Origin of the sequence: Alteromonas sp. IB21, assembly GCF_016405965.1 — a bacterium.
Taxonomy (GTDB): Bacteria; Pseudomonadota; Gammaproteobacteria; order Enterobacterales; family Alteromonadaceae; genus Alteromonas.
Map to the genome: position 1 here is coordinate 18,939 of NZ_JAEFCD010000032.1, position 22,045 is coordinate 40,983.

The 22,045-nt window shown below is 44.2% G+C and carries 15 protein-coding genes; 6 read left to right on the forward strand and 9 right to left on the reverse strand.

Annotation, left to right across the window (positions count from 1 at the left end; all coding sequences use genetic code 11):
• Positions 1 to 113: 113 nt before the first annotated feature.
• From JC525_RS17480 to JC525_RS17490, 3 genes are all read right to left on the reverse strand, one after another.
• The gene (locus JC525_RS17480; protein WP_233095276.1) at positions 114 to 695 is read right to left on the reverse strand and encodes a phosphoglycerate mutase family protein; all 582 of its coding nucleotides are present in this window, start codon (positions 693 to 695) and stop codon (positions 114 to 116) included.
• 103 nt (positions 696 to 798) lie between these two features.
• Positions 799 to 2,337, reverse strand: a complete 1,539-nt coding sequence (glpD, locus tag JC525_RS17485) for a glycerol-3-phosphate dehydrogenase (RefSeq protein WP_198817075.1) — start codon at positions 2,335 to 2,337, stop codon at positions 799 to 801.
• Between the two features lie 350 nt (positions 2,338 to 2,687).
• Entirely contained in the window at positions 2,688 to 3,446 is a 759-nt protein-coding gene (locus JC525_RS17490) for a DeoR/GlpR family transcriptional regulator (protein ID WP_198817077.1), read from the reverse strand.
• Positions 3,447 to 3,604: 158 nt separating this feature from the next.
• Between JC525_RS17490 and glpK the strand changes: the two genes are divergently transcribed.
• The 6 genes from glpK to JC525_RS17520 all read left to right on the forward strand — a co-directional run bounded on the left by glpK (position 3,605) and on the right by JC525_RS17520 (position 14,214).
• Positions 3,605 to 5,089, forward strand: a complete 1,485-nt coding sequence (gene glpK, locus JC525_RS17495) for a glycerol kinase GlpK (RefSeq protein WP_198817083.1) — start codon at positions 3,605 to 3,607, stop codon at positions 5,087 to 5,089.
• Positions 5,090 to 5,393: 304 nt separating this feature from the next.
• On the forward strand, positions 5,394 to 8,138 hold the full coding sequence (locus JC525_RS17500; protein ID WP_198817085.1) for a TonB-dependent receptor: 2,745 nt from the start codon (positions 5,394 to 5,396) through the stop codon (positions 8,136 to 8,138).
• A 66-nt stretch (positions 8,139 to 8,204) separates the two neighbouring features.
• A complete protein-coding gene (locus JC525_RS17505; RefSeq protein WP_198817087.1) occupies positions 8,205 to 9,659 on the forward strand; it encodes an SLC5 family protein in 1,455 nt (484 codons plus the stop codon).
• Between the two features lie 27 nt (positions 9,660 to 9,686).
• Positions 9,687 to 11,228, forward strand: coding sequence for a tryptophan halogenase family protein (locus tag JC525_RS17510; protein WP_198817089.1), 1,542 nt, complete (start codon positions 9,687 to 9,689; stop codon positions 11,226 to 11,228).
• A gap of 7 nt (positions 11,229 to 11,235) precedes the next feature.
• Complete coding sequence (locus JC525_RS17515; protein WP_198817091.1) at positions 11,236 to 11,988, forward strand: SapC family protein; 753 nt, start codon at positions 11,236 to 11,238, stop codon at positions 11,986 to 11,988.
• 96 nt (positions 11,989 to 12,084) lie between these two features.
• Positions 12,085 to 14,214 carry an alpha-galactosidase gene (locus JC525_RS17520; RefSeq protein WP_198817093.1) on the forward strand — a complete coding sequence of 710 codons (2,130 nt, stop codon included), beginning with the start codon at positions 12,085 to 12,087 and terminating at the stop codon, positions 14,212 to 14,214.
• 101 nt (positions 14,215 to 14,315) lie between these two features.
• Here the strand turns inward: JC525_RS17520 and JC525_RS17525 are convergent, their stop codons facing one another.
• The 6 genes from JC525_RS17525 to JC525_RS17550 form a co-directional block, all read right to left on the reverse strand.
• Entirely contained in the window at positions 14,316 to 15,602 is a 1,287-nt protein-coding gene (locus tag JC525_RS17525) for an alpha/beta hydrolase family protein (protein WP_233095277.1), read from the reverse strand.
• A 263-nt stretch (positions 15,603 to 15,865) separates the two neighbouring features.
• Complete coding sequence (locus JC525_RS17530) at positions 15,866 to 16,822, reverse strand: hypothetical protein (protein ID WP_233095278.1); 957 nt, start codon at positions 16,820 to 16,822, stop codon at positions 15,866 to 15,868.
• Between the two features lie 211 nt (positions 16,823 to 17,033).
• Positions 17,034 to 17,618: a single-stranded DNA-binding protein gene (locus JC525_RS17535; protein WP_198817095.1), complete on the reverse strand. Its 585-nt coding sequence runs from the start codon at positions 17,616 to 17,618 to the stop codon at positions 17,034 to 17,036.
• Positions 17,619 to 17,884: 266 nt separating this feature from the next.
• Complete coding sequence (locus JC525_RS17540) at positions 17,885 to 19,447, reverse strand: sodium/sugar symporter (protein WP_198817097.1); 1,563 nt, start codon at positions 19,445 to 19,447, stop codon at positions 17,885 to 17,887.
• 367 nt (positions 19,448 to 19,814) lie between these two features.
• Positions 19,815 to 20,954 carry a galactokinase gene (gene galK / locus JC525_RS17545; RefSeq protein WP_198817099.1) on the reverse strand — a complete coding sequence of 380 codons (1,140 nt, stop codon included), beginning with the start codon at positions 20,952 to 20,954 and terminating at the stop codon, positions 19,815 to 19,817.
• The gene (locus JC525_RS17550; RefSeq protein WP_198817101.1) at positions 20,947 to 22,002 is read right to left on the reverse strand and encodes a UDP-glucose--hexose-1-phosphate uridylyltransferase; all 1,056 of its coding nucleotides are present in this window, start codon (positions 22,000 to 22,002) and stop codon (positions 20,947 to 20,949) included. Before JC525_RS17550 ends, galK begins: the two co-directional genes overlap by 8 nt.
• Between the last annotated feature and the right edge of the window lie 43 nt (positions 22,003 to 22,045).

Here is a 22,045-nt window from a genome sequence, read left to right on the forward strand (position 1 = left end):
TACTGAGCAGTAGCGCGTCTTATTTTGTGACTTACCCTATTATCGGCAGTTTTAGAAAATGTTGAAGGAAGGCTCAAAAAAAGCGGAAACGTTATTACAGACACTTGCCACGTCTAAATATTTCTAGCTGCTTCAACATCGCATTTTCTAAGTGCAGTGACACCCCAAAAATCACCATCTTTTTGCGTGAGTTCCCATCCATTTTTCATTAATGCTTTTCGCGTAAAATAGTTCGTCATACCATGCCCGAAAAGCACAATGCGTTGGTGGCTATTGCTCAAACTTTCGATGTGTAGAGAGAGTTTCTCAACTCTCTGTCGCGCACATTTGAAGCTTTCAAAGCGACCTTTAAAACCCATAATCCACAGCGTACGGCTTAATAGTACCCAGTGCCAAGTGCGTAATACAAAGGGAAGCTTGTAATAAGGAATATCCATTTCCTTAAGATTGAAAATCTCTTCATCAACGCGAGTCACGCCGTAGTAGGCAGCTGACAGTTTAGCTCTCAGCAACGGGCTAACAATAATGTAGCTATTTTCGATGGATACTTGCTGCTTGGGATGACTAGATGGATCTAAAGGAGATTTATTGTAATTGCGTACCCAGTTAGCGTAACTAGCCGAATTGACTTTTTCGTTGTGGGCGGAAAGAGGCTTCCCGTGTCGAATGAGTATTACTTCTTTTATTGAAGTCAAAGCTATAACGTCCCTGTTATTGATAGATGTCGAATTAGGAAAAGTGGGCATTAAAAAATAAAGCCCTCAAGAGGCCTTTATAAAAGCGTTTATTTTTAAACTGTTATGCGCTTGCAAATTCAGCATTTACAACATCAGAAGTGCGATTAACGTTGCTTGTTATATATTGCGCTAACGCCGTTTGCTGAGATTTATCTAGACGCAATCCGTGCTTCGTTCTACGCCATATTACGTCTTCTAGCGTGCAAGCCCACTCCCAATCGATGAGGTAGTCGACCTCAGCACGATGCAATCCCGCGCCAAAATCCTCCCCCATCTCTTCTAACGATGTGAGACCTGTTAAAAATTTATAGCACAATAGTCCGTACTGGCGTGCGTATCGCTCTGCTATCGATGTATCTAACCAAGGGAACTCGCTAGTTAGCTTTTTAATCAATGATGCTTGGTCTGTAAAAGCGCCGCCAGGTAGAGGCACTTCTTTCGTCCATGCCTTTTTTGCTTTCGGAAAACACGTGACTAACTTGTCAACGGCGTGTTCGGCCAGTTTTCTATATGTTGTTATCTTGCCGCCAAAGATATTAAGTAAAACAGGTTTTCCTGTTTCGCCTTTTAACTCGACCTTGTAATCGCGGGTAAGCTCTTGTGCAGATGCATTTTTTTCTTCCAATAAAGGACGAACGCCACTGTAAGAATGCACAATATCATCTTGCGTTATTTTGGTTTTGAAATAGGTATTTACAACGTCGATAAGGTAGTTGGTCTCTTCTTCTGAAATAGCCGCATCAGATGGATTGCCTTTATAGTCTTCATCTGTGGTGCCCACCAAAGAGAAATCTCCTTCGTAAGGGATAACAAAGACAATGCGACCGTCTTTGTTTTGTAAAATATACGCTTCTTCAGTGTTGTAAAGCTTCGGTACGATAAAATGACTGCCCTTTACCATTCGCATCGCGTTAGGGTTATTAACATTTACTAAGCGATCTAAAAATGACACAGCCCAAGGGCCTGCCGCATTAACAATCGACCTAGCCTTAACTGTAAACGTTTTCCCTTGAGCCGTTTTAAGTTCTACATTCCACAGGTTGTCTTGTTTCTCGGCTTTAACGCACTCTGTACGGGTGTAGATTTCCGCACCTTGGTCTTGAGCAGCCAATGCGTTCAACACCACAAGGCGCGCATCGTCAACCCAGCCATCTGAATACTCAAAGCAGGTAGTAATATCGCTGACTAGAGGGCTATCACTTGTAGTAGAAAGCTTACGCGAACGAGGCAGCATGTTGCGTTTCGCCAATGAGTCATACATGAATAAACCAATGCGAATCATCCAAGCGGGGCGTAAATGCTTTTGATGCGGCAAGCGAAAACGCAGGGGCCACATAATATGCGGGGCTTTTTTCAATAATACTTCACGCTCGGCGAGTGCTTCTTTTACTAAACGAAACTCGTAATGTTCTAGATATCGCAGGCCACCATGAATTAGCTTACTACTAGATGACGATGTCGCGCCGGCTAAGTCGCCTTTTTCACACAATGCAACTGAAAGACCACGTCCCGCGGCATCAAGCGCGACACCCACGCCATTCACACCGCCGCCAACGACTAAAACGTCGACTGTTTTTTCAGATTCATTGTTGTGACTCATAATTTGCCCCTACTGGTGTTCACGTTTTCATTCGCTAAATTACTGGCTATTTGACAACCAAAAAGAAAACATGTCAACACAAAACGAACATTATCGAACATTAAGGAAAAATGAATGAACACGATTCTGCAGATTTTGATTAGGCTAATGAGATAGATTGGAAAGACAAACAGCGGCATATCCCGCTAAGTGCCGTCAATACACACTCAAAGGGGGAAAGTTGAAAAGCAGAGTATTTTCGTACTCTTGTAGGATATGCCTAGATAAACACAGGCTATTAGTGACAAATATAGAATAGGTTTACGACAATGCCGTGTTCATAACGGCATAACGGAAGCACTAGCCAATGATCACGCTTTTACAAAAGTGATATTATTTTCTTTTATAATTTTACTTATGCTAGGTGGCGGCGTCTTGTCACATACTAAGCAATCAACTTGTGAAATATGACCCTGTTCAACCATAGCGCGGCGTTCAAATTTACTATAGTCAGCAGCAAGAATAACATGCTGGGTATGTTGCAAAATGGCTTGTGAAACTTTTACTTCTCTGAAGTCAAAATCGAGCAGCGCGCCATCTGCACTAATTCCGCTGATTCCAATAATGCCGTAATCCATACGGAATTGACTAATAAAATCACAGGTTGCTTCGCCAATAATACCGCCGTCCCGATAGCGGACCTCGCCTGCGGCGATAATAACTGAGAAATCTTCTTTAGCCGATAAGATAGTCGCAACGTGAATATTGTTCGTTACAACATGTAGGTTTTTGTGATTAAGCAGCTTAGTGGCAATAAGTTCTGTGGTAGTACCTATGTTGATAAACAAAGACGCCCCGTCGGGTATCATTGCCGCAACAGCTTCAGCAATCTGCTCTTTGACTTCACTGTTTTGCGTTTTTCGCTCTTGATAAGGGGTATTTTCCCAGCTTCGATTTAACCCTGCTCCACCATGATAGCGGCTCACAACACCGGTTTCAGCAAGCTGGTTTAAATCTCTTCGAATAGTCTGAGGCGTAACTTCACAGGCGTTAACCAAATCATCAATAGACATAAAACCCTGTTGCTTAATAAGCCCAACAATTTTTTCGTGTCTTTGCGTTTGGTTCATTACACATCCTCAGAAATAAATTACACGTAATTATACGTGTTTAAAGACAAAAATCCCAAGATAAAACGAAAACAAAATGTTCGTTTTCGAAAATATAGCATTGTTAAACATCTGTAAATAATGCAAACTCTACGAAAACTATCTCCAGGAGTGACCTAATGGGACAACATATTCTCGCCATTGACCAAGGCACAACAAGCTCTCGCAGTATTATTTTTTCTCCAAAAGGCAGCATTGAAGCTATTGCCCAGCAGGAATTTTCTCAAAAATACCCGAAAGACGGCTGGGTTGAACACGACCCCGAAGAGATTTGGGAAAGCGTTGTATCCACTCTGAAAGAAGTTTTTAAAAAATGTTCCGTAGACCCATCTGATATCGCCGCTATAGGCATAACGAATCAGCGCGAAACTACCTTAGTTTGGGATAAAAATACGGGAAAAACGGTGTACCCTGCGATCGTTTGGCAAGACAGACGCACTGCACAATACTGCCGAGACTTCAGTGGAGACGAATCTTTCGTCTCTTACATCACGGAAACGACCGGGCTCTTACTCGATCCTTACTTTTCAGCAACTAAGGTAGCTTGGATACTCGACAATGTTGAGGGTGCTCGAGAAAAAGCGGAAAATGGCGACTTACTCTTTGGTACGGTTGATACATTTTTGATTTGGCGCCTTACGGGCGGTGAGTCACATAAAACAGACGCCACTAACGCTTCTCGTACTATGTTATTTGATATTAATAATCAGTGTTGGGACGAGAAATTGCTAAGCAAATTCAATATTCCTTCATCGATGCTACCTGAGGTTATGGACTGCGCAGATGATTTTGGCGTCATCAAAGAAGACATTATCGGCAGAGCCATTCCTATTCAAGGCGTTGCTGGTGACCAGCAAGCCGCTCTTGTAGGGCAAGCTTGTTTTGAAAAAGGCATGGCCAAAAGTACCTACGGTACCGGTTGCTTTATGATTTTAAATACCGGTGACGAGCCCCTTCAGTCGAAAAACCGATTGCTCACCACTGTAGGTTACCGCCTTAATGGCAAAACTACTTATGCGCTGGAAGGCAGTATTTTCATGGCGGGGGCTACTGTGCAATGGCTTAGAGATGGCTTAAAGCTTATTGACGATGCAGCAGAAACCGAAGCCCTCGCCCAGCGTGCCAGGCAAGACAACGGGGTGTTTCTGGTGCCTGCATTCACAGGTTTAGGTGCACCTTACTGGGACCCAGATGCTCGAGGTGCAATTTTAGGATTAACCCGTGACACCGGCATTAGCGAAATCGTCGCCGCTGGCTTACAGTCTGTTTGCTATCAAACCAAAGACCTCCAAAAGGCCATGGAAAGCGACGGTGCTCGCCCCACAACGATACGCGTAGACGGCGGCATGTCGCGAAACGACTGGGTTATGGGGTTCTTATCCGACATTTTAGGTGCCGAGGTTGAACGGCCTGAAATAACGGAAACCACGGCGTTAGGCGCTGCCTTTCTTGCGGGGTTACACTCTGGAATATTCAATTCTGTAGATGACTTAACCCACTGCTGGAAGAGTGATAGCGTTTTCACTCCTAGATTAACCAAACAAGAGCGCGATAAGGCTTACGACGGCTGGAAAGAGGCTGTAGCCCGCATCCGCTGTACCTAATTTTCTCTTATTTTTCCGTTTGTTAATAAAGTGCGGCTATTGGTCGCACTTTTTTTATACAAAAATATTTTTATAACATTGTAATTACATTGTCATTTTGTGCTAGTATTGGAATCAAGGTAAACGTTTCACCTTTTACCTTAAAAAAGAAACATTATATTTTTCATAAAGTTACAAATAATAATCAGGAAAATATATCGTTAAATGTGTAAAAGTATTGTTAATAAGCTTGATCCGAACACTCTAGAAACGTAATTTAAGTGCAAAGTACGTTAAAACGTAGCCTACTCATGGAGAAAACACAGTGACACATAAAATTAACACATCACAGTTAGGCCCTATTGCGAAACGCTCACTTTTAGGTGTTGCTATCGCCTCTGCCCTACACGCCCCTATCTCACTGGCACAAGAAGAGAAAACCGCTACTGATCAGCAAGTGGAGGTTATAGAAGTTAAAGGTTTTACCAGTTCACTGAAAGCGTCGATGCTAGACAAAAAAGCGTCAGATGTGGTCTATGACGGTATTACCGCCGAAGATCTTGGTAAATTTCCAGATCAGAACGTAGCAGAGTCATTGCAAAGAATTACAGGTGTTGCTATCGACCGTTCTGGCGGTGAGGGTCAATTTATCACGGTTCGTGGATTTGGCCCAGATTTTAACACCGTGCTTGTTAATGGTCGCCAAATTGCCACAGAAAACCAAGGTCGTGCTTTCAGTTTTGATACGCTTCCAGCAGAACTGATTAGCGGCGCGAAAGTTTATAAGAGCCCGCTAGCCTCGATGCAAGAAGGCGGTATCGGTTCAACGGTTGAAATCACGACAGCCCGCCCGTTTGCATTTGATGGCTTCAAAGCAGTAGCGAGTGTTAAAGGCATGTATGAGGACATTTCAGAAGAAACCTCTCCTCAAATGTCAGGCCTTGTGACTAACACATTTGCAGACGGTAAACTTGGCGTTTTGGCCGCAGCATCATTCCAACAACGCGAACTACAAACAAACATTTTGGAAACGCGTTATTGGCGTCCGGGCGTCAGCATTACTGACCGCTCTCAACTAGGCAACCCTGCATACGCCGACTCAGCGCAATACAATGGCGTTTTTATCCCCCAAAACTTTGACCAAATTGTCGACCTTGTAGACCGCGAAAGAACGTCAGGCACACTTGTTGTTCAGTATGCGCCCAATGACGATATGACGCTAACGTTAGACGGCCTTTATTCAAAGTTCGAAGTAGACTCTGATGCGCACAGTGTTGGCCACTGGTTCTCAGACGGTAACCTTGACAACATGTCATTCACCGATAACGGCAGCCTTTCAGGTGTTACGAGCACCGTTGTTGACGGTGTAGGTGGTGCAACAGATTTTATTCGTCGCCGCTATGGTCGCGATGTTGAGATTCAAGCAATCGGTGCGAACTTTGAATGGATAGTTAATGACAATCTTACTGCGAATATTGATTTGTCTACTTCAACCGCAGAAGACAGCAGTGGTGGGGATAACTTCTTTACTGTTGTGGGTTACAACAACGAATATAGCGTAGATTTTTCTGGTTCAACGCCGACTTTATCTGTTGCTGGCGGTGATGCAGCATTGCAAACCCCCTCTTTAGGTCGTATGCATTACAACGAACGCAATGGTTTCGACACAGAAGATACTATTTCCGAATATCGCGCCGACTTTACGTGGGTACCAGATTCAAATAATGCATTCTACAAAGCAGATTTCGGTGTTTATTATCAAGACCGTGAGAAATCAAATACACGCCGTTTCGCTTCTGCTTGTAATGTATACTGCGGTTATCAAGTTGATTTGCCAGATGAATTACTTACCGTGTTTACAGCAGACAACTATTTTGCGGGTGTGCCAAATCAATGGCTAACTTACGACCCAGAAGCATTTTTTGAGTACGCTGCATCGGATGCAGGTGTGCAGGCTTTTGCAGATGCTTATGGCGTTCCGTTTGATGCTGCGCGCGAGTTAGTTGATTCTACAAACATTTCAAACCCACAGCCGGGCAACGATTCTTTCGTAGTGAGTGAAGAAGTATTGAGCGCCTACGTGCAGTTCTATTTCTCCACTGAAATCTCTGAAATGCCTTTAGACATCAACTTCGGTTTCCGCTACAGCGAAACTGACACGTCTGTTGATGGAACGAGTCAGATAGTAAGAGATCTTGAACCTATTCCAAACGATCCGTCAGACCTTAACATTGTTTATGAAACTGACTTTGGTACGCCGGTGAACGAGACGAACAGCTATTCTTCATTGCTACCTAATGTCAACGTTAAGCTTGAGTTAACGGACGAATTATATCTTCGATATGCGTACTCAGAAACGCTTACCCGTCCGATGATGGATGACTTGGTTCCTGTGTTCAACGTAACAGTAGCACGTCCAGGCAACTTACAGGCTCAGGCGGGTAATACCGCGCTTAAACCTTATAGCGCAACGAGCTGGGATGTGTCATTAGAGTGGTATTATGACGATACCAGCTATTTCTCTGCAGCAGCGTTTAATAAAGAAGTGGAAGACTTTATTGCTGGCGATGTAGCTGACGAATCACTTTTCCTTGATAGTGGTGAGTATATCTTCAGCGTATTACGCCCTAGAAATGGCGAAACGTTAGAAGTAGAAGGGTTAGAGCTTGCATGGTTGCATACGCTTGAAAATGGTTTTGGTATTCAAGCTAACGCCACCATTGTAAACTCTGACGCAGAGTTCAGCCTACCTGGTTTAGGCAACTCGCAGAATATCACGTTGTTCTATGAAAAAGACGCGTTCCAAGCGCGTGTAGCACTGAATAACCGTGAAACGTTTATGCAAGAAGCAGTAAGCTCACTTGGTGGAACAGAGCCTCGTTTCACTGAAACCTATACTCAAGTAGATATGAGCGTAAGCTATGACATCAACGAGACCTTTACGGTGTTCTTTGAAGGTATAAACATTACTGACGAAGAGCTAACACGTCGTGGTCGCTTATCTGAACACTTCGTTCAGCAAGTTGCTGATGGTGCTCGTTATGCTGTAGGCGTACGTGCTAACTTTTAGTAAAACCTAGTATATAAGAGGGGCGTTTTTGCCCCTTTTTATCTTTAATCTGCTGAGGAGTTTTTCGTGTCAGGCAGCTTAACCCAACTTGTCGTTTTTATTTTTATTACCGCACTAATTGGCCTTCTTACCTATTTAAAATGCCGCGGTCATGGGCACAGTAAAGCTAACGAAAACAAAGAATATTTTCTAGCTGGTGGCGGACTTACATGGATTTTCGTCGCGGGCTCAATTACCCTAACAAATCTTAGTACCGACCAACTCGTTGGTATGAATGGCAATCAAATGGCCCTTCTAGCCTGGTGGGAATTTGCTGCTGTGGCAGGATTGATCATTTTAGCAAGAGTGTTTCTACCAGTTTACTACCATTATCAATGCACAACCACGACTGAACTGCTCGAGATGCGATATAACAACAGGCATATTCGTGCGTTGATAGGACTGCTGTTTTTCTTAGGAAGTAGCCTTATTTTTATGCCTGCAGTAATTTATTCAGGCTCTTTGTTCATGATCAACATGTTTAATGTAGATATTCCACTTATGTACGTGGCTACTGCATTTGCACTTATTGGCGCATTTTACGCCATTTTTGGCGGTTTACGCGCTGTGGCCGTATCAGACACCTACTCTGGTGTGCTTTTGCTCGTAATGGCCATAGTTGTCGTCGTTTTGGCTTTAATCGCAATCGATTTTGATTTTTCAGGTATTCCAGCAGAGCGCCTCACCCTTATCGGGGATAGTGAATCACCTCTTCCTTGGCACACCTTGCTGACGGGTATGATTTTCATTCAAACCTTCTATTGGAGCACCAATCAAGTTATCACACAGCGCGCAATGGCAGCACCGAACCTAAAAGAAGCTCAAAAGGGCGTATATGCGGCGGCCATTATTCGCTTCATCATAGTGCCCACAATCATCGTAGTACCAGGCATCATCTCATTTAAGCTTTACGGTGATATAAACGATGCAGCTTATGGCACTTTGGTAGGTGATGTACTTCCAGACTGGTTATCAGGCGCTTTTGCGGCAGCGCTAGCAGCAGCTGTGTTGACGACTTACAACAGTAATCTGAATTCTGCTACCGCACTTTATGTATGTGATATACATGAGGCTTACGTTCAGAAAAATCCCAATGTAGCTCGCTTAAGCGGGATTGTTACCGCAGTATTGACCATCGTATCGCTATTGATGGTACCTATATACGCGCAAGCAGAGAGTATTATTAATTTACTTCAGCAGCTTTTCGGTTTGTTAAGCATGCCGATCCTCTCAATCTTCATTGTTGGCTTACTGTTTAATAACGTAAACGCTAACGCTGGAATTGCAGCGGTTGTTTTTGGTGTATGTTTGTACGCTTACTTTAGCTTTGTACACGCACCATTCGGGTTGCACTATATTCATTTAATGTTGGTGACTCTCATTTGCTGTATCGCACTTGCGCTCACACTAAACCGGCTTGTTTTCAGACAAAAAGCTGAGTGGCGCGGTCGACTTGTTGACGATGAAAGCGTTCACGGCTAAAAGAACTTTTTTCATGGTGTGGCTCAAATGAATCAGATAATTATTGTTGGTGGGGGAACAGCGGGATGGCTTACGGCCGGCCTTCTTGCTGCAACACACTGCAAACCGGATGATGCGGGCAATTTATTGTCTATCACTGTTATTGAATCAGAATCAGTTCACCCCATCGGCGTTGGTGAAGGAACATGGCCTACCATGCGCCAGACGTTATCTAAAATTGGGATATCTGAAGCAGACCTCGTCAAACATGCCAGTGCCACCTTCAAGCAAGCTAGCAAGTTTGTAAACTGGCATCATAGTGGATTAGGTAATTCATACTACCATCCATTCAGTGCACCTCAAGGCTCTGCCAATTTGGATATCAGCCCATATTGGCTTTCAATGCATACAGAGCAAGGACAGTATGCGAGTGATGTTTGTTTCCAACCCTCTTTATGCGATGAAGGGTTGGCGCCAAAAATGTCATCACAATCCAATCAAAGCTTCGTTGCAAATTATGGATATCACTTAGATGCAGGGCAATTTATCGAGTTACTTCGCTCGCATTGCGTTCAAAATCTAGGCGTCAATCGCATAGTAGATGACGTCACATCGGTCAAGCAAAATGAAATGGGGATCTGTGGACTTAGCACACGGGGCCACGGTGAAATTCAAGCTGATTTATATGTCGATTGCTCCGGTTTTAGCGGCCTACTCATAGATAAAGAGTTAAACATCGAGCTAACTGATGCTTCTCATATTCTTTTTGCTGATCGAGCGCTGTTTTTTCAACTCCCTTACAAAGACCCGAACGCTCCTATTGCTTGCTATACCCAATCTACAGCACAGAAAGCAGGCTGGGTGTGGGATATTGCCCTACAGCATCGCAGAGGTACAGGCTATGTTTACAGCTCTCGCCACCAAGACGATGAAGCGGCAAGAGAGACCTATGCAAACTATTTAAAGCTGCATACTTCAGATTCGATAGACGCCTCATCATTCAGAGAAATACGTTTCAAAACAGGCTATAGGAAAAAGTTCTGGGAAAAGAATTGTGTAGCAATAGGACTCTCAAGTGGTTTTTTAGAACCTTTAGAAGCTTCTTCATTGATGCTTATCGAACAAAGTGCAACATTACTTGCAGAACAACTTCCTGCGGATAAATGTGTTATGGCATCTGTCGAAAGGCGCTTTAACGAACGGCTCAAAGGTATGTGGGAAAGCGCGATAAATTTTCTTAAACTTCATTATGTACTCAGCAATAATGACTCGGCGTTTTGGAAAGACAATCGCAGCAATGAGTCCATTCCCTTTGAACTATCTGCGTTACTTGAAGAGTGGCGTTTAAGACCCGTGTTAGAGAGTGACTTTTCGCGAACCAGTGACACGTTTAGCGCACAAAGTTATCGCTATATTCTTTATGGAATGCTTGATAAAGCCGAATGCGCAACAGCCAACAGTTTTTATAAGAGAGCATTAAAGCACGTTGATTTTGCTAACAAACAAATGTCTTTAAACAAAGCACTCATTAAACAATTACAAGCTCGCATGCCCTCACATAGAGGACTAATCGACAGCTTTTTTAAGTGAATGAATTATGTCTAGAACTCGTTTTATTCCTCTTGAGCCTGTTAAACACAAGAGTATCAAACTTAAAAATGACCCAACTTTTAGTCATTCAAAATTATTCAACTTCGTAAACATTGGGTTTAATGAAATTGCCGCTTTAAGTGGTTGTATGCCGCTTGTTTTAGTGCACGATGAAGCCGCAGACGTTTTATCTTTAACCTGTTGTTTGGGTTTTGAGGGGTTTGGTAACGTGTTTTATCACGAGCGACAATGGCTGGGCCACGCTGTTCCATTAAGTGTTCAGTGCTACCCATTCAATTATTCAATTGATGAACAGCGAGTGAGTGTTTTAATCGACGAAAACAGTACACGTTTTACCTCTTTTGATGATGTTGGAGCTGCGCTGTTCTCAAGTGATGGACACCCCACTACATTGCTCAAACAACAGCAGGAAAATCTAGCCACGTTACTTGAAGGCCAACAACAGGCTAAGGCTTTTGTCGATATATTAAAGCAATACGACTTACTGGCTCCGCTTTCTGTTTCAATAACGCGCGCTTCGGGGCAAATAGTTCATTCAAGTAACCTCTATTCTGTTAATGAAGAAAAATATGCGCAATTAGAAGCTGACACGATTGTGAAGCTTCATAAAGAAGGTATTTCTATGGCGATAAACGCCATGCTGCTTTCCCTGAGACAATACAATAGGCTAGTTCAGCTAACTGAATCATTCGAAGACCCTGCCATACGAGTAGGAATTAAACTCAATAAATCTATGTAAAACCTAAAAAACGTACAGCACACCTGCTGTGCCTGTCAGTTCTTTTCTTAAAACAGCATGTGTAACAATCATCTACACATGTAAAATGAGGTTTTTATGTCGTCACTCACATCATTCGTACGTCTGTCGAACGAAAAAGTCACCTTAATATTCGACTGTCAGGGTCGTATGCCAAAAGTCATTTACTATGGCGCCCCATTAAGTGATAACACAACACCTGAAATGCTTAGCGTTTTAAACACACGTCAAGAAGCTAAATGTGCCCCGGTCATGGAGCCACCTATTACACTCGTGCCAACCCATGGTGAAGGTTGGACAGGTCAGCCAGGCCTTGAAGTTTCAGGTGATGCCGACCAATGGTCAGCAGGCTTTACCTTAGTTGACATAAACCAAAGCGCACAATCGGTATCCTTTATTGCTGAAGATGCGCACCGAGGTATGCGCCTTGTTACAACGGCTGAACTCGATACAGATACCAGTGTAGTTAAATATGTATCTCGTGTAGAAAACATCGGCAGCAGTGCACTAAATCTCAATTACCTTAATGCAGCAAGCCTTCCCCTTCCTACTAGGGTAAATAAAATCAAAACATTTGAAGGCCGATGGTCTGCAGAGTTTCAAACCAAAGATCACGATTTATTCTTCGGAAGCTATGTGCGTGAAAATCGTCGTGGTAAAACATCACACGATACCTTTCCGGGCTTAATCGCCTTCCCTCAAGAAACGGGCGAACTAAACGGAGAATGCTTTGGCTACCACCTTGGTGCTTCAGCAAATCATAAGTTCCGCGCCGAGCTCATGGCCGACGGTAGAAGCTATGTTCAATTCGGCGAATTACTGTTTCCAGGTGAAGTGGTACTTAAGGCAGGCGAAAGCTACACATCGCCAGTGCTTTATACCGGCTATGGCTGTGAAGGTTTTTCTTCCCTTTCGCAACAGTTCCACAATTTTATTCGTAGCAATGTGCTAAACCATAGCGCTGAGTCTAAACCTCGCCCAGTTCACTACAACACGTGGGAAGGAATTTACTTCGATCATAACGAAGACGAGCTTAAAGCGCTGGCTGACAAGGTAGCGCCGCTAGGCATTGAACGCTTCGTATTAGACGACGGTTGGTTTAAAGGGCGCAGAAACGATAAGGCCGGGCTTGGTGACTGGTTTGTGGATGAGGCTATTTACCCTGAAGGGCTAGATGGTTTAATTGACCATGTGACTGGTCTTGGCATGGAATTCGGCATTTGGTTTGAACCGGAAATGGTGAACCCAGATAGTGATTTGTATCGCGCGCACCCTGAATGGGCGCTACAAACTGAGAACAACCCTCATGTGCCATTTAGAAACCAATATGTTCTAGATTTAACCAACCCAGAAGTGGTTGAGTACCTGTATAAAGTAATTACTGATGTATTAAAAGCCTACCCCAAAATTAGCTACATCAAATGGGACATGAACCGCGACGTAAACCATCCAGGCAACCTTCAAGGCAAACCGGCCATGCATGTTCAAATGACTGCGCTTTACAGCTTGATTGACCGCGTAAAAGCAGCAAAGCCAGGCATTGAAATAGAAAGCTGTTGTTCAGGCGGCGGACGTGTCGACTTAGGTATATTGCCACACACAGATCGCTTCTGGACGTCAGACTCTAACGACGCGCTAGACCGCTTGTATATTCAGCGCGGCTGCTCATATTTCTTCCCGTCTGAAGTCATGGGCGCCCACGTGGGCCCACGCGACTGTCATATCACTGGCAGAAACCTACCTATCGAAATTCGTTCGACGGTGGCCTTGTTTGGTCACATGGGAATTGAAATGGACCCGCGTGAACTAACAGATCACGAACAAAAAGTGCTAACCGATGCCATTTCACTTTATAAAAAGTATCGTCATATTACCCACGGCGGCGACCTATTCCGCATGGATGATGACGGCATGAATGTGAAATTTGGTTATGTATCTAAAGACAAGCAGGAAGGCATTTTTGCTTATAACAGTGTTACAGAAACCGTGCGTACGACACCAAACCGCTTCTATTTCGCAGGCCTTGATGCTAACAAGCAATACACCCTTGAGCGTGTATGGCCAGAGAAGCTAAAAGAATACACGCCATCTATTTTGCAACAAACTGAAGGGCAAGTATTCTCTGGTGAAGTGTTGATGCAATACGGTATGCAGTTGCCGGTACTCTTCCCACAAACAGCGCTAATTTATACCGTTAAAGCGGTGTAGCCTTTTAAGCGCTTTGGCCTCCTGAGCGCTGGGTACAGAAAATATAAGTGAGCGAGCTACGCGGTATTACACCGCCGCTCGCTTTTTTATTTGGGTTTAGCTTATTTACTTTCCATCTCTAGTCCTAATGCCCAACGATCGTCAAAGCCATTCCAAGGCTCTGGTTTTTTCCCATCAACAGGGACTTGAGCACTACTACCACTCACGCTCAGGTATTCGCAGTCATCTTTTAAGCCTTTTACATGGCAGTTCATAAGTGCCAATGCAAAGTGCTCATTGATAGCATTAAGCTTTTGCACGTCCCACGCAGGTTCTATATAGCTTCCCAAATCAAACTCGCTGCCATAGGCTTCTTTCGGCGCCGGATGAGGGGCTACATTATGGCGGGCGTTTTTGATGGTAAGTAGTTTAGAGCCTTCACTCCCGGTATTTTCGAATAGCCACTTAATACCCTCGTAACCAGATATATCGTCGTTATCACCCGCGACGTAAAGAACAGGTACCTTGATGTTGTTGAGTGATTCAACGTCAAAGAGCTGATGTTGCCCACCCCATGGGGCCAGCGCTAGCGCTGCTTTCCATGCAGGAAGCACATCTTCTCCGTTTTCGTTACCACCCGCGCAGGTGTTAAGCGCGTCTTTGATAAGCGCTGCCGCTTTAGGATCTTGTATTCCGGTAAAGGTTGCCGCCGTTTGATCATTGAACGCGTAGCAACCGCCTACGGTGCTTACCGCACCATAGCCACCCATTGAATAACCTATAACCCCAGCTTTGCTTGCATTAACACTGTCTTTAAAAAAGTCATGTTCGCTAATGCTATTTAGGGTAAGGATTTGGTCGCGCGAGCGATTTAACAACGTGCTTGGGAAACCCGAGTACGGGTTTTCTGCAAAATTAACGTCTTTGTTTGTCGAGTCTGTATGGTCGATAGCCGCAACCACATAGCCGTGAGACGCAAGATGCTCACCTAAGTAGTACATAAGGGTACGGTAGCCAGTATAGCCGTGAGATATAACAACCACTGGGTATTCAGAACCGGCTTTAGCAATAGGCGCATCACGACTTGCATCGGCAAGAATCTCAAATTCCTGACCACTTCTCGTTTCGTTTACGTACGTTGCCGCCTTTGCAGCACTTGAAGCTGGATACCAAACCTCTAGCGTCAATTTGCGCTCGACATCATTTCCAGCAATATCTTTTACTTTTTCTGGGTAAGTCGCTTCAATGGTTTTTACGCCAACAACGTGAGCGCCTTTTTCGCTTAGCGATGGCATAACATCTGCTGGAAAAGGCTTGTAAAGGGTCTGAGCTGCAGAAACAGGTGTAGGTAACATCGTAGTACTAAACGCAAGTGCAGCAGCGCTGCAGAGTAGGGATAACGTTTTCATAATTTGACTGAATTTCTTGTTATTTAAGGGCAAATTTATAATACCGCTTCACGAATTCCATACAAGCCAACCTCCATTATTATTGGTGATTAGACGAAATAAAAATCAGTAATAAAACGACGGGGTAAGCGCTCAGCAACAAAGTAGAAAGCTATGCAGGTTAAGTTAAAGTGTATAGGGAATAGATTATGGGCTATCTAAAAAGATCCACGTAGCTCTATAACAAAGACACCGAGAAATAGGTTAAACGTGATACCTAACGTTTACTTTTTCAACAGAAAAGTATCCCACCTTTCATCAAATAAAGGCTTAAGGCGATTAGAATAACCATCGGCGGTGAAATTAGTATTTCTCAAAACTTCACTTTTTTCAGGATTGGCAAAAATACGCGCGAGCGCTTGATTCAAACTCGTTGTTACCTCTTGCCCTAGCGCTGTCTTTGAACATAGCAAGCGCTTTGTCCCTCTCAACTCGTCCGACAGTTCACTTACTTGATACACATGGAAGGTGTCGAGTTCTTCTTTTGATAATGCAGCTATTTCGCGGGGACCTACATAGCCAAAATCAATTCGCCCACTTTTTATAAGTGCAATGGTATGCATGCCTAGGTCTCTACCTAGACTATGCACTCTTAGCACATTGTATTTTGTTGCCCACTGTTCGACGGTACGTGCATAAGCGTTACTTACGTCGTTGTAGAGCACGGTTTTAAAGTTTTGATTGAGTAACGCTTTCAAAGAAACTGACTCAAACAGGCTTTTAGCGCTTTGTGACAACGCCTGACTTTCTTCAGCATCGACTAGAGGTAGAAGCGCTTCTCTCGATACAACAAGTAAAGGTAAATTGATAGAGGTGGGTTGAGAGTAATACCCCCATTGAGTTCTTTCTTCTTGGTATGACGCGCCGTAAAAACAGTAGACTTGCTGGGGCGACTTTTCATGTTGAATTAACGACCAGGCACGTTTAACCGGATAGGCTTCAAATTGGTGGTTATAACTTTCGAGGTAGCTAGACAAATGAAGCATAACGTCATAAACCGGACCAGATATAATACTAATGCCAGGCCCTTCAACACCAAGTTCAGGTGGGCGCATCCAAATAACGGTTGGCTTTTGCTTATCACAACCTTCCACTTCGCACTCAACATTATTTTGAGCTATTGAAGCGCTGATGTTGATACTGAAAAATGCAAAAACGAATAATCTTGCTAATACCGACACGTTATAAGACTACCCTTGGATGTGAAATTTATTGACGTCTATCCATCACCTGTCTGTGTGCGGCGCTGTGGATATAACTCGAATGTGATTTTACATTAGTCGGATACAAAATTAACCGGTATCAGTCTCATAGTTGGCTGAATTTAACTAAAAAAGCCGCTCAATAGCGGCTTTTAAGATCATTTTTCAACATTTAATATTTTGTCTTTGGTTAGAAAGGGATATCGTCGTCAAAGTCAAAATCAGGCTCAGCCATAGGCGGGTTCTTAGGCTGAGATGGGTTACCACCTTGTGGAGCTTGATTGTATCCGCCACCTTGGTTTGAGCTGTAGCCCCCCGGCTGGCCACCGCCTTGTTGAGGCGCTTGATTATAACCACCTTGTGCAGGCGACTGGTTGTAACCACCTTGGTTGTTCTGAGGGCGCTGATAACCACCGTTACCGCCGCCACCTTCAGCTCCGCGACCGCCAAGCATTTGCATTTGGTCTACGATAATTTCAGTGGTGTACTTGTCCTGACCTTGCTGATCTTGCCACTTACGGGTTTGCAGTTTACCTTCAACGTAAATTTGCGAGCCCTTCTTCAGGTACTCTCCGGCAATTTCTGCTAAGCGACGGTACATTGTAAGGCGGTGCCACTCAGTGCGCTCTTGAACCTGACCTTGTTGGTCTTTCCAGCTTTCGCTAGTTGCTAGGCTTAAGTTCGCAACGGCGTTTCCGTTAGGCATGTATCTAACTTCAGGATCATTGCCAAGGTTTCCAACAAGAATAACCTTATTAACGCCTTTCGTTGCCATTGATGTCTCCTGTAACGTTTTTAGTGGCTTGCTGCATGAATCTTCTTATTCAGACATCAGCAAGCGCGAAAGTTCATCGAATATTAGCCGGTTAGTATATCGTATTTTGCAGGGGAAAATTATAGTTTTTCACCCCACTTTTTCACTTCTACCTGCAACATCTTCTAGAATTTACCAAAATTCCTTATCATCGTCTTCTGAACTTTCGCGTTGTTTTAGCAAAGTGAAGTAAGGGCGTTTAGGTTAAAAACACCCCCTCCCGCTTGCTACCACCAGGTGATGTAAAACGCAGCGGTAAGCAACACCACAGCAATTGACGCCACGTTGAATCCACTTGTAGTTTTAAATTCCACGTCGTTCACGTCTACTGCATTTTCACTAATGCCTTTTTTCTCTAGAAGAGACACAACCACAGCCAAGCCTACACAAAGCAAGAATACAATACCGACTCGGTCGATAAAGGGTAACTCTGGCAAAAACTGTCTAAATAAAATGCTTAGAACAAAAGAGCCAAGTGCAGCAAGCAGCCCCCCGTTCGCGGTGGTTCTCTTCCAAAACATGCCTAATACAAAGAGGGCGCATATACCCGGCGTAAAGAAACCCGTAAATTCCTGAATATACTGGAACGCTTGATCAAAGTTACCTAACAAGGGTTTAGCGACAACCATAGCAATAATCAGAGCGACAAAACTCACAATGCGGCCTACTTTCACGTAGTGTTGTTGAGACTCGTTAGGACGCTTATCTTTGTATAGGTCCATGGTAAAGATCGTAGATACGCTGTTTGTCATCGACGCTAGTGATGACACAATTGCCGCTACTAAGGCCGCGAAAATGATACCTTTAAGCCCAACTGGCATTAGGGTCATTAAACTTGGGTAAGCTTGATCCGGCTTAGCTAAGTCAGGCACGATAAGTACTGCAGCTATTCCAGGAAGCACGACGATTAGCGGCATAAGTAGCTTTAAGAACGCAGCAAATGCGATACCTTTCTGTGCTTCCTGAACACTTTTCGCGGCCAACGTTCGCTGAATAATGTACTGGTTAAACCCCCAATACGACAGGTTCATTATCCACATACCACCTACTAACACTGAAATGCCCGGCAAATCCATATAGTGCGGATTGTCTTTCGACAATATCATGTCGAACTTCTCAGGCAGTTTATTCGTTAAGTCAACGAAGCCTTGAATTGCCCCGTTGCCATCACTGATAAGATTAAGCGCAGTGTACGAGAGAAATAAACCGCCAAGTACAAGTAAGACAACCTGAATGATGTCTGTCAGCGCCACCGCTTTCAAACCGCCGTAAAGGGAGTAAGTTAGCGAGAAAAGGCCAAGGAACATCATGCCGTAAATCATATCCACACCTGCGATGGTGTTAATGGCAAGGGCACCAAGCCAAAGCACTGCCGTAAGATTCACAAAGACATAAACACCTAGCCAGAAGATAGCCATAACCTTACGCACGCGATGGTCGTAACGCTGCTCTAAAAACTGTGGCATGGTGTAAATTTTATGCTTCAAGAAAATAGGCAAAAAGAACTTACCTACGATAAGCAGCGTAACCGCCGCCATCCACTCGTAGGACGCAATTGCGAGCCCCAGTTGATAACCGGAACCAGACATACCAATAATTTGCTCTGCCGATATATTGGCAGCAATAAGAGATGCGCCTATAGCCCACCAAGGTAGGCTTGAGCCCGCTAAAAAGTAATCGTTGGTATCCTTTTGATGACCCTGCTTTTCACGAGATACCCACCACGCAATTCCAATAAGCGCGACGACGTATATCACAAATAAAGTGATATCTAATGATGCTAATTTCATAGTTTTTCCCAAAGTTTTTATTTTGGGTGCGGCGATTTTTTGTATGCAGGGTACACAGGTGAAAAATTGTTTTTATTATTATAATGGTTTTTGCCACACCAGTGTCACGTCAATTTAAAAGACGCGTTAACAACCCACTAATTGCATAATCAACGTTCTTAGAACATAAATTTAGGCTGCTAGCGTTTGCGGCTCTATTAGTATCACACTTTGTTTACTTTTTTTAATAGGAAATGTGCGATTTATGTAAAAAAAGCCGCAACATGAAGATGCGGCCTAAGGGACACAAACAATGCTAACGAATAGGATTGTTTAAAATTTGAGAAATTTGTATTTAAAAGGCAATGAACAGGCCGAGATGTTTCGACTAGGCAAATGCCCCTTGTGTTGCAGTACACACGTAGATATCTGCATGGTAACCAGTTTCGTCAAAGTACTTATCTGCGACCACTTGTTTTACTGCATCGACTTTGTCAGTGGGAGCTAGTGCAACTACGCAGCCGCCGAAACCGCCGCCAGTCATGCGAACACCGCCTGATTTACCGAGTACTTCATCAATGATTTCAACTAAATAATCAATCGGACGAACGGTAATTTCAAAATCGTCACGCATAGACACGTGAGACTGTGCCATGGCAGTGCTGACTGTTTCAATATCCCCAGATTTTAAGGCGTGGCTCGCGGTAAGTGTTCGCGCATTTTCAGTGATAATGTGCTTTGCACGACGATAAACCACTTCTGGCATATGGGCTTTAGCTTCTTCTAGCATCTCCATTGTTGCTTCACGCAATGATGTTACGCCAAGCAAAGAAGCCCCCTGCTCACACTGTTGGCGGCGCAAGTTATACTCACTGTCCACCAAGCCACGTTTTACATTCGAATTAATGATAACGATTTGGTGCGATTCAGGTAGCGGGGAGTGTTCGATAGCCAGTGACTGACAATCAAGCAGCATCGCCATACCTTCATTACCCATGGCTGATATTAACTGGTCCATTATTCCGCACGAACAACCCACGAAAGTATTTTCAGCTTTTTGTCCAAGAAGCGCGGCCTGCACACCGTCTAGCGGTAGTTCATATAAGGCGCTAAGCGCCTTTAAAATAGCCACTTCGAACGACGCCGATGAACTTAAACCCGCCCCTTGCGGTACGTTTCCCGTCACAAGTAAATTAGCTCCGCTGAAATCTGGCATCGCTTCTTTTAATACTTTGACTACACCGCGAACGTAGTTTGCCCAACCTTGCTCTTCGTCGTAGTTAATATCTGACAATGAGAACTGATTTTGTTGACCATCGTAATCGAGGGCGGTGACCAAAATATCGTTATCATTACGTTTTGCAGCGGCAACCCAAGTACCAAAGTTAATTGCAGCTGGAAACACAAAACCTTCATTGTAATCGGTGTGTTCTCCAATTAGATTAACTCGGCCAGGAGCATGGGCGACTAGTGCCGGCGCTTCGCCATACTGCGCTTTAAATTTTGAAGAAAGTACTTGGTTATCCATTCGTCTTCTCACGTTTTTTATAGTGCACCGTGGGCAGTGCTTTTAATCTGTCTGCTGCTTGTTCTGGCGTTAAATCTCTTTGCGCTTCGGCCATCATTTCATAACCAACCATAAACTTGCGTACACTGGCTGAACGAAGAAGTGGTGGGAAGAAATGCGCGTGTAATGTCCACTCTGAGTGCAACTCATTGTCAAAGGGAGCGCTGTGCCATCCCATAGAGTATGGGAAAGACGTTTCAAATAGATTGTCGTACTTCGCTGTGATCTCACCGATAATTTTGGCAAGTGAAAGGGACTGAAAATCTGAAAGCTTATGCAATGACTGTACGCTAAAACGCGGTAATAGAAGTGTTTCAAATGGCCACGCCGCCCAGTATGGAACCACCACGACCCAATCATCGTTATGGCAAACTACCCGCTCTTGCTTCGCTACTTCTTGCTCGGCATAGTCAAGAAGCATAGGGGTGCTGTTTTCGTCAAAGTATTGTTTCAACTGCACTACCTTCTTCGCTGGGTCTGTGGGCACGTGCTGCTGTGCCCATACCTGACCATGCGGATGTGGGTTCGAACACCCCATCATCGAGCCTTTGTTTTCAAAAACTTGTACCCAGCGGTAGGTTTTACCCAGCTCAGCAGTTTGCGCTTTCCATGTGTTTACGACGTCTACGCGCTCTTCGTCAGTAAGTTCTGGCAGCGTTTTGCTGTGATCAGGTGAAAAACAAATGACGCGGCTACAGCCTTGTTCTGTTTCAAACTGAAATAGGCCGGTTCTTTCACTTGCCTGTTCAGTGTCTTGTTTAAGAGCGGCAAAATCATTTTGAAAGACAAAAGTTCCTTTGTAGTCAGGATTAACTTCACCATTTACTCGCGTATTGGTCGGACACAAATAGCATGTGGCATCGTAAGATGGCTTTTGTTCATTGTTAGGCTCTTCTGAGGCGCCTTGCCAAGGACGCTTCGCTCGATGAGGCGACACTAACACCCACTCCCCCAACAACGGATTGTAACGGCGATGTGGATCATTTGCAGGGTCGAAAGGGGTTCCCATAATCACTCTCTCTGAATTGGCCAGTTACGCGGTAACGCGCAAA

Coding starts and splice junctions, on each gene's coding strand:
- JC525_RS17540 (WP_198817097.1), bottom strand. CDS start 19,447: ATGAAATTAGCATCATTAGATATCACTTTATTTGTGATATACGTCGTC.
- glpD (WP_198817075.1), bottom strand. CDS start 2,337: ATGAGTCACAACAATGAATCTGAAAAAACAGTCGACGTTTTAGTCGTT.
- JC525_RS17490 (WP_198817077.1), bottom strand. CDS start 3,446: ATGAACCAAACGCAAAGACACGAAAAAATTGTTGGGCTTATTAAGCAA.
- JC525_RS17550 (WP_198817101.1), bottom strand. CDS start 22,002: ATGGGAACCCCTTTCGACCCTGCAAATGATCCACATCGCCGTTACAAT.
- JC525_RS17510 (WP_198817089.1), top strand. CDS start 9,687: ATGAATCAGATAATTATTGTTGGTGGGGGAACAGCGGGATGGCTTACG.
- JC525_RS17525 (WP_233095277.1), bottom strand. CDS start 15,602: ATGAAAACGTTATCCCTACTCTGCAGCGCTGCTGCACTTGCGTTTAGT.
- JC525_RS17520 (WP_198817093.1), top strand. CDS start 12,085: ATGTCGTCACTCACATCATTCGTACGTCTGTCGAACGAAAAAGTCACC.
- galK (WP_198817099.1), bottom strand. CDS start 20,954: ATGGATAACCAAGTACTTTCTTCAAAATTTAAAGCGCAGTATGGCGAA.
- JC525_RS17535 (WP_198817095.1), bottom strand. CDS start 17,618: ATGGCAACGAAAGGCGTTAATAAGGTTATTCTTGTTGGAAACCTTGGC.
- glpK (WP_198817083.1), top strand. CDS start 3,605: ATGGGACAACATATTCTCGCCATTGACCAAGGCACAACAAGCTCTCGC.
- JC525_RS17515 (WP_198817091.1), top strand. CDS start 11,236: ATGTCTAGAACTCGTTTTATTCCTCTTGAGCCTGTTAAACACAAGAGT.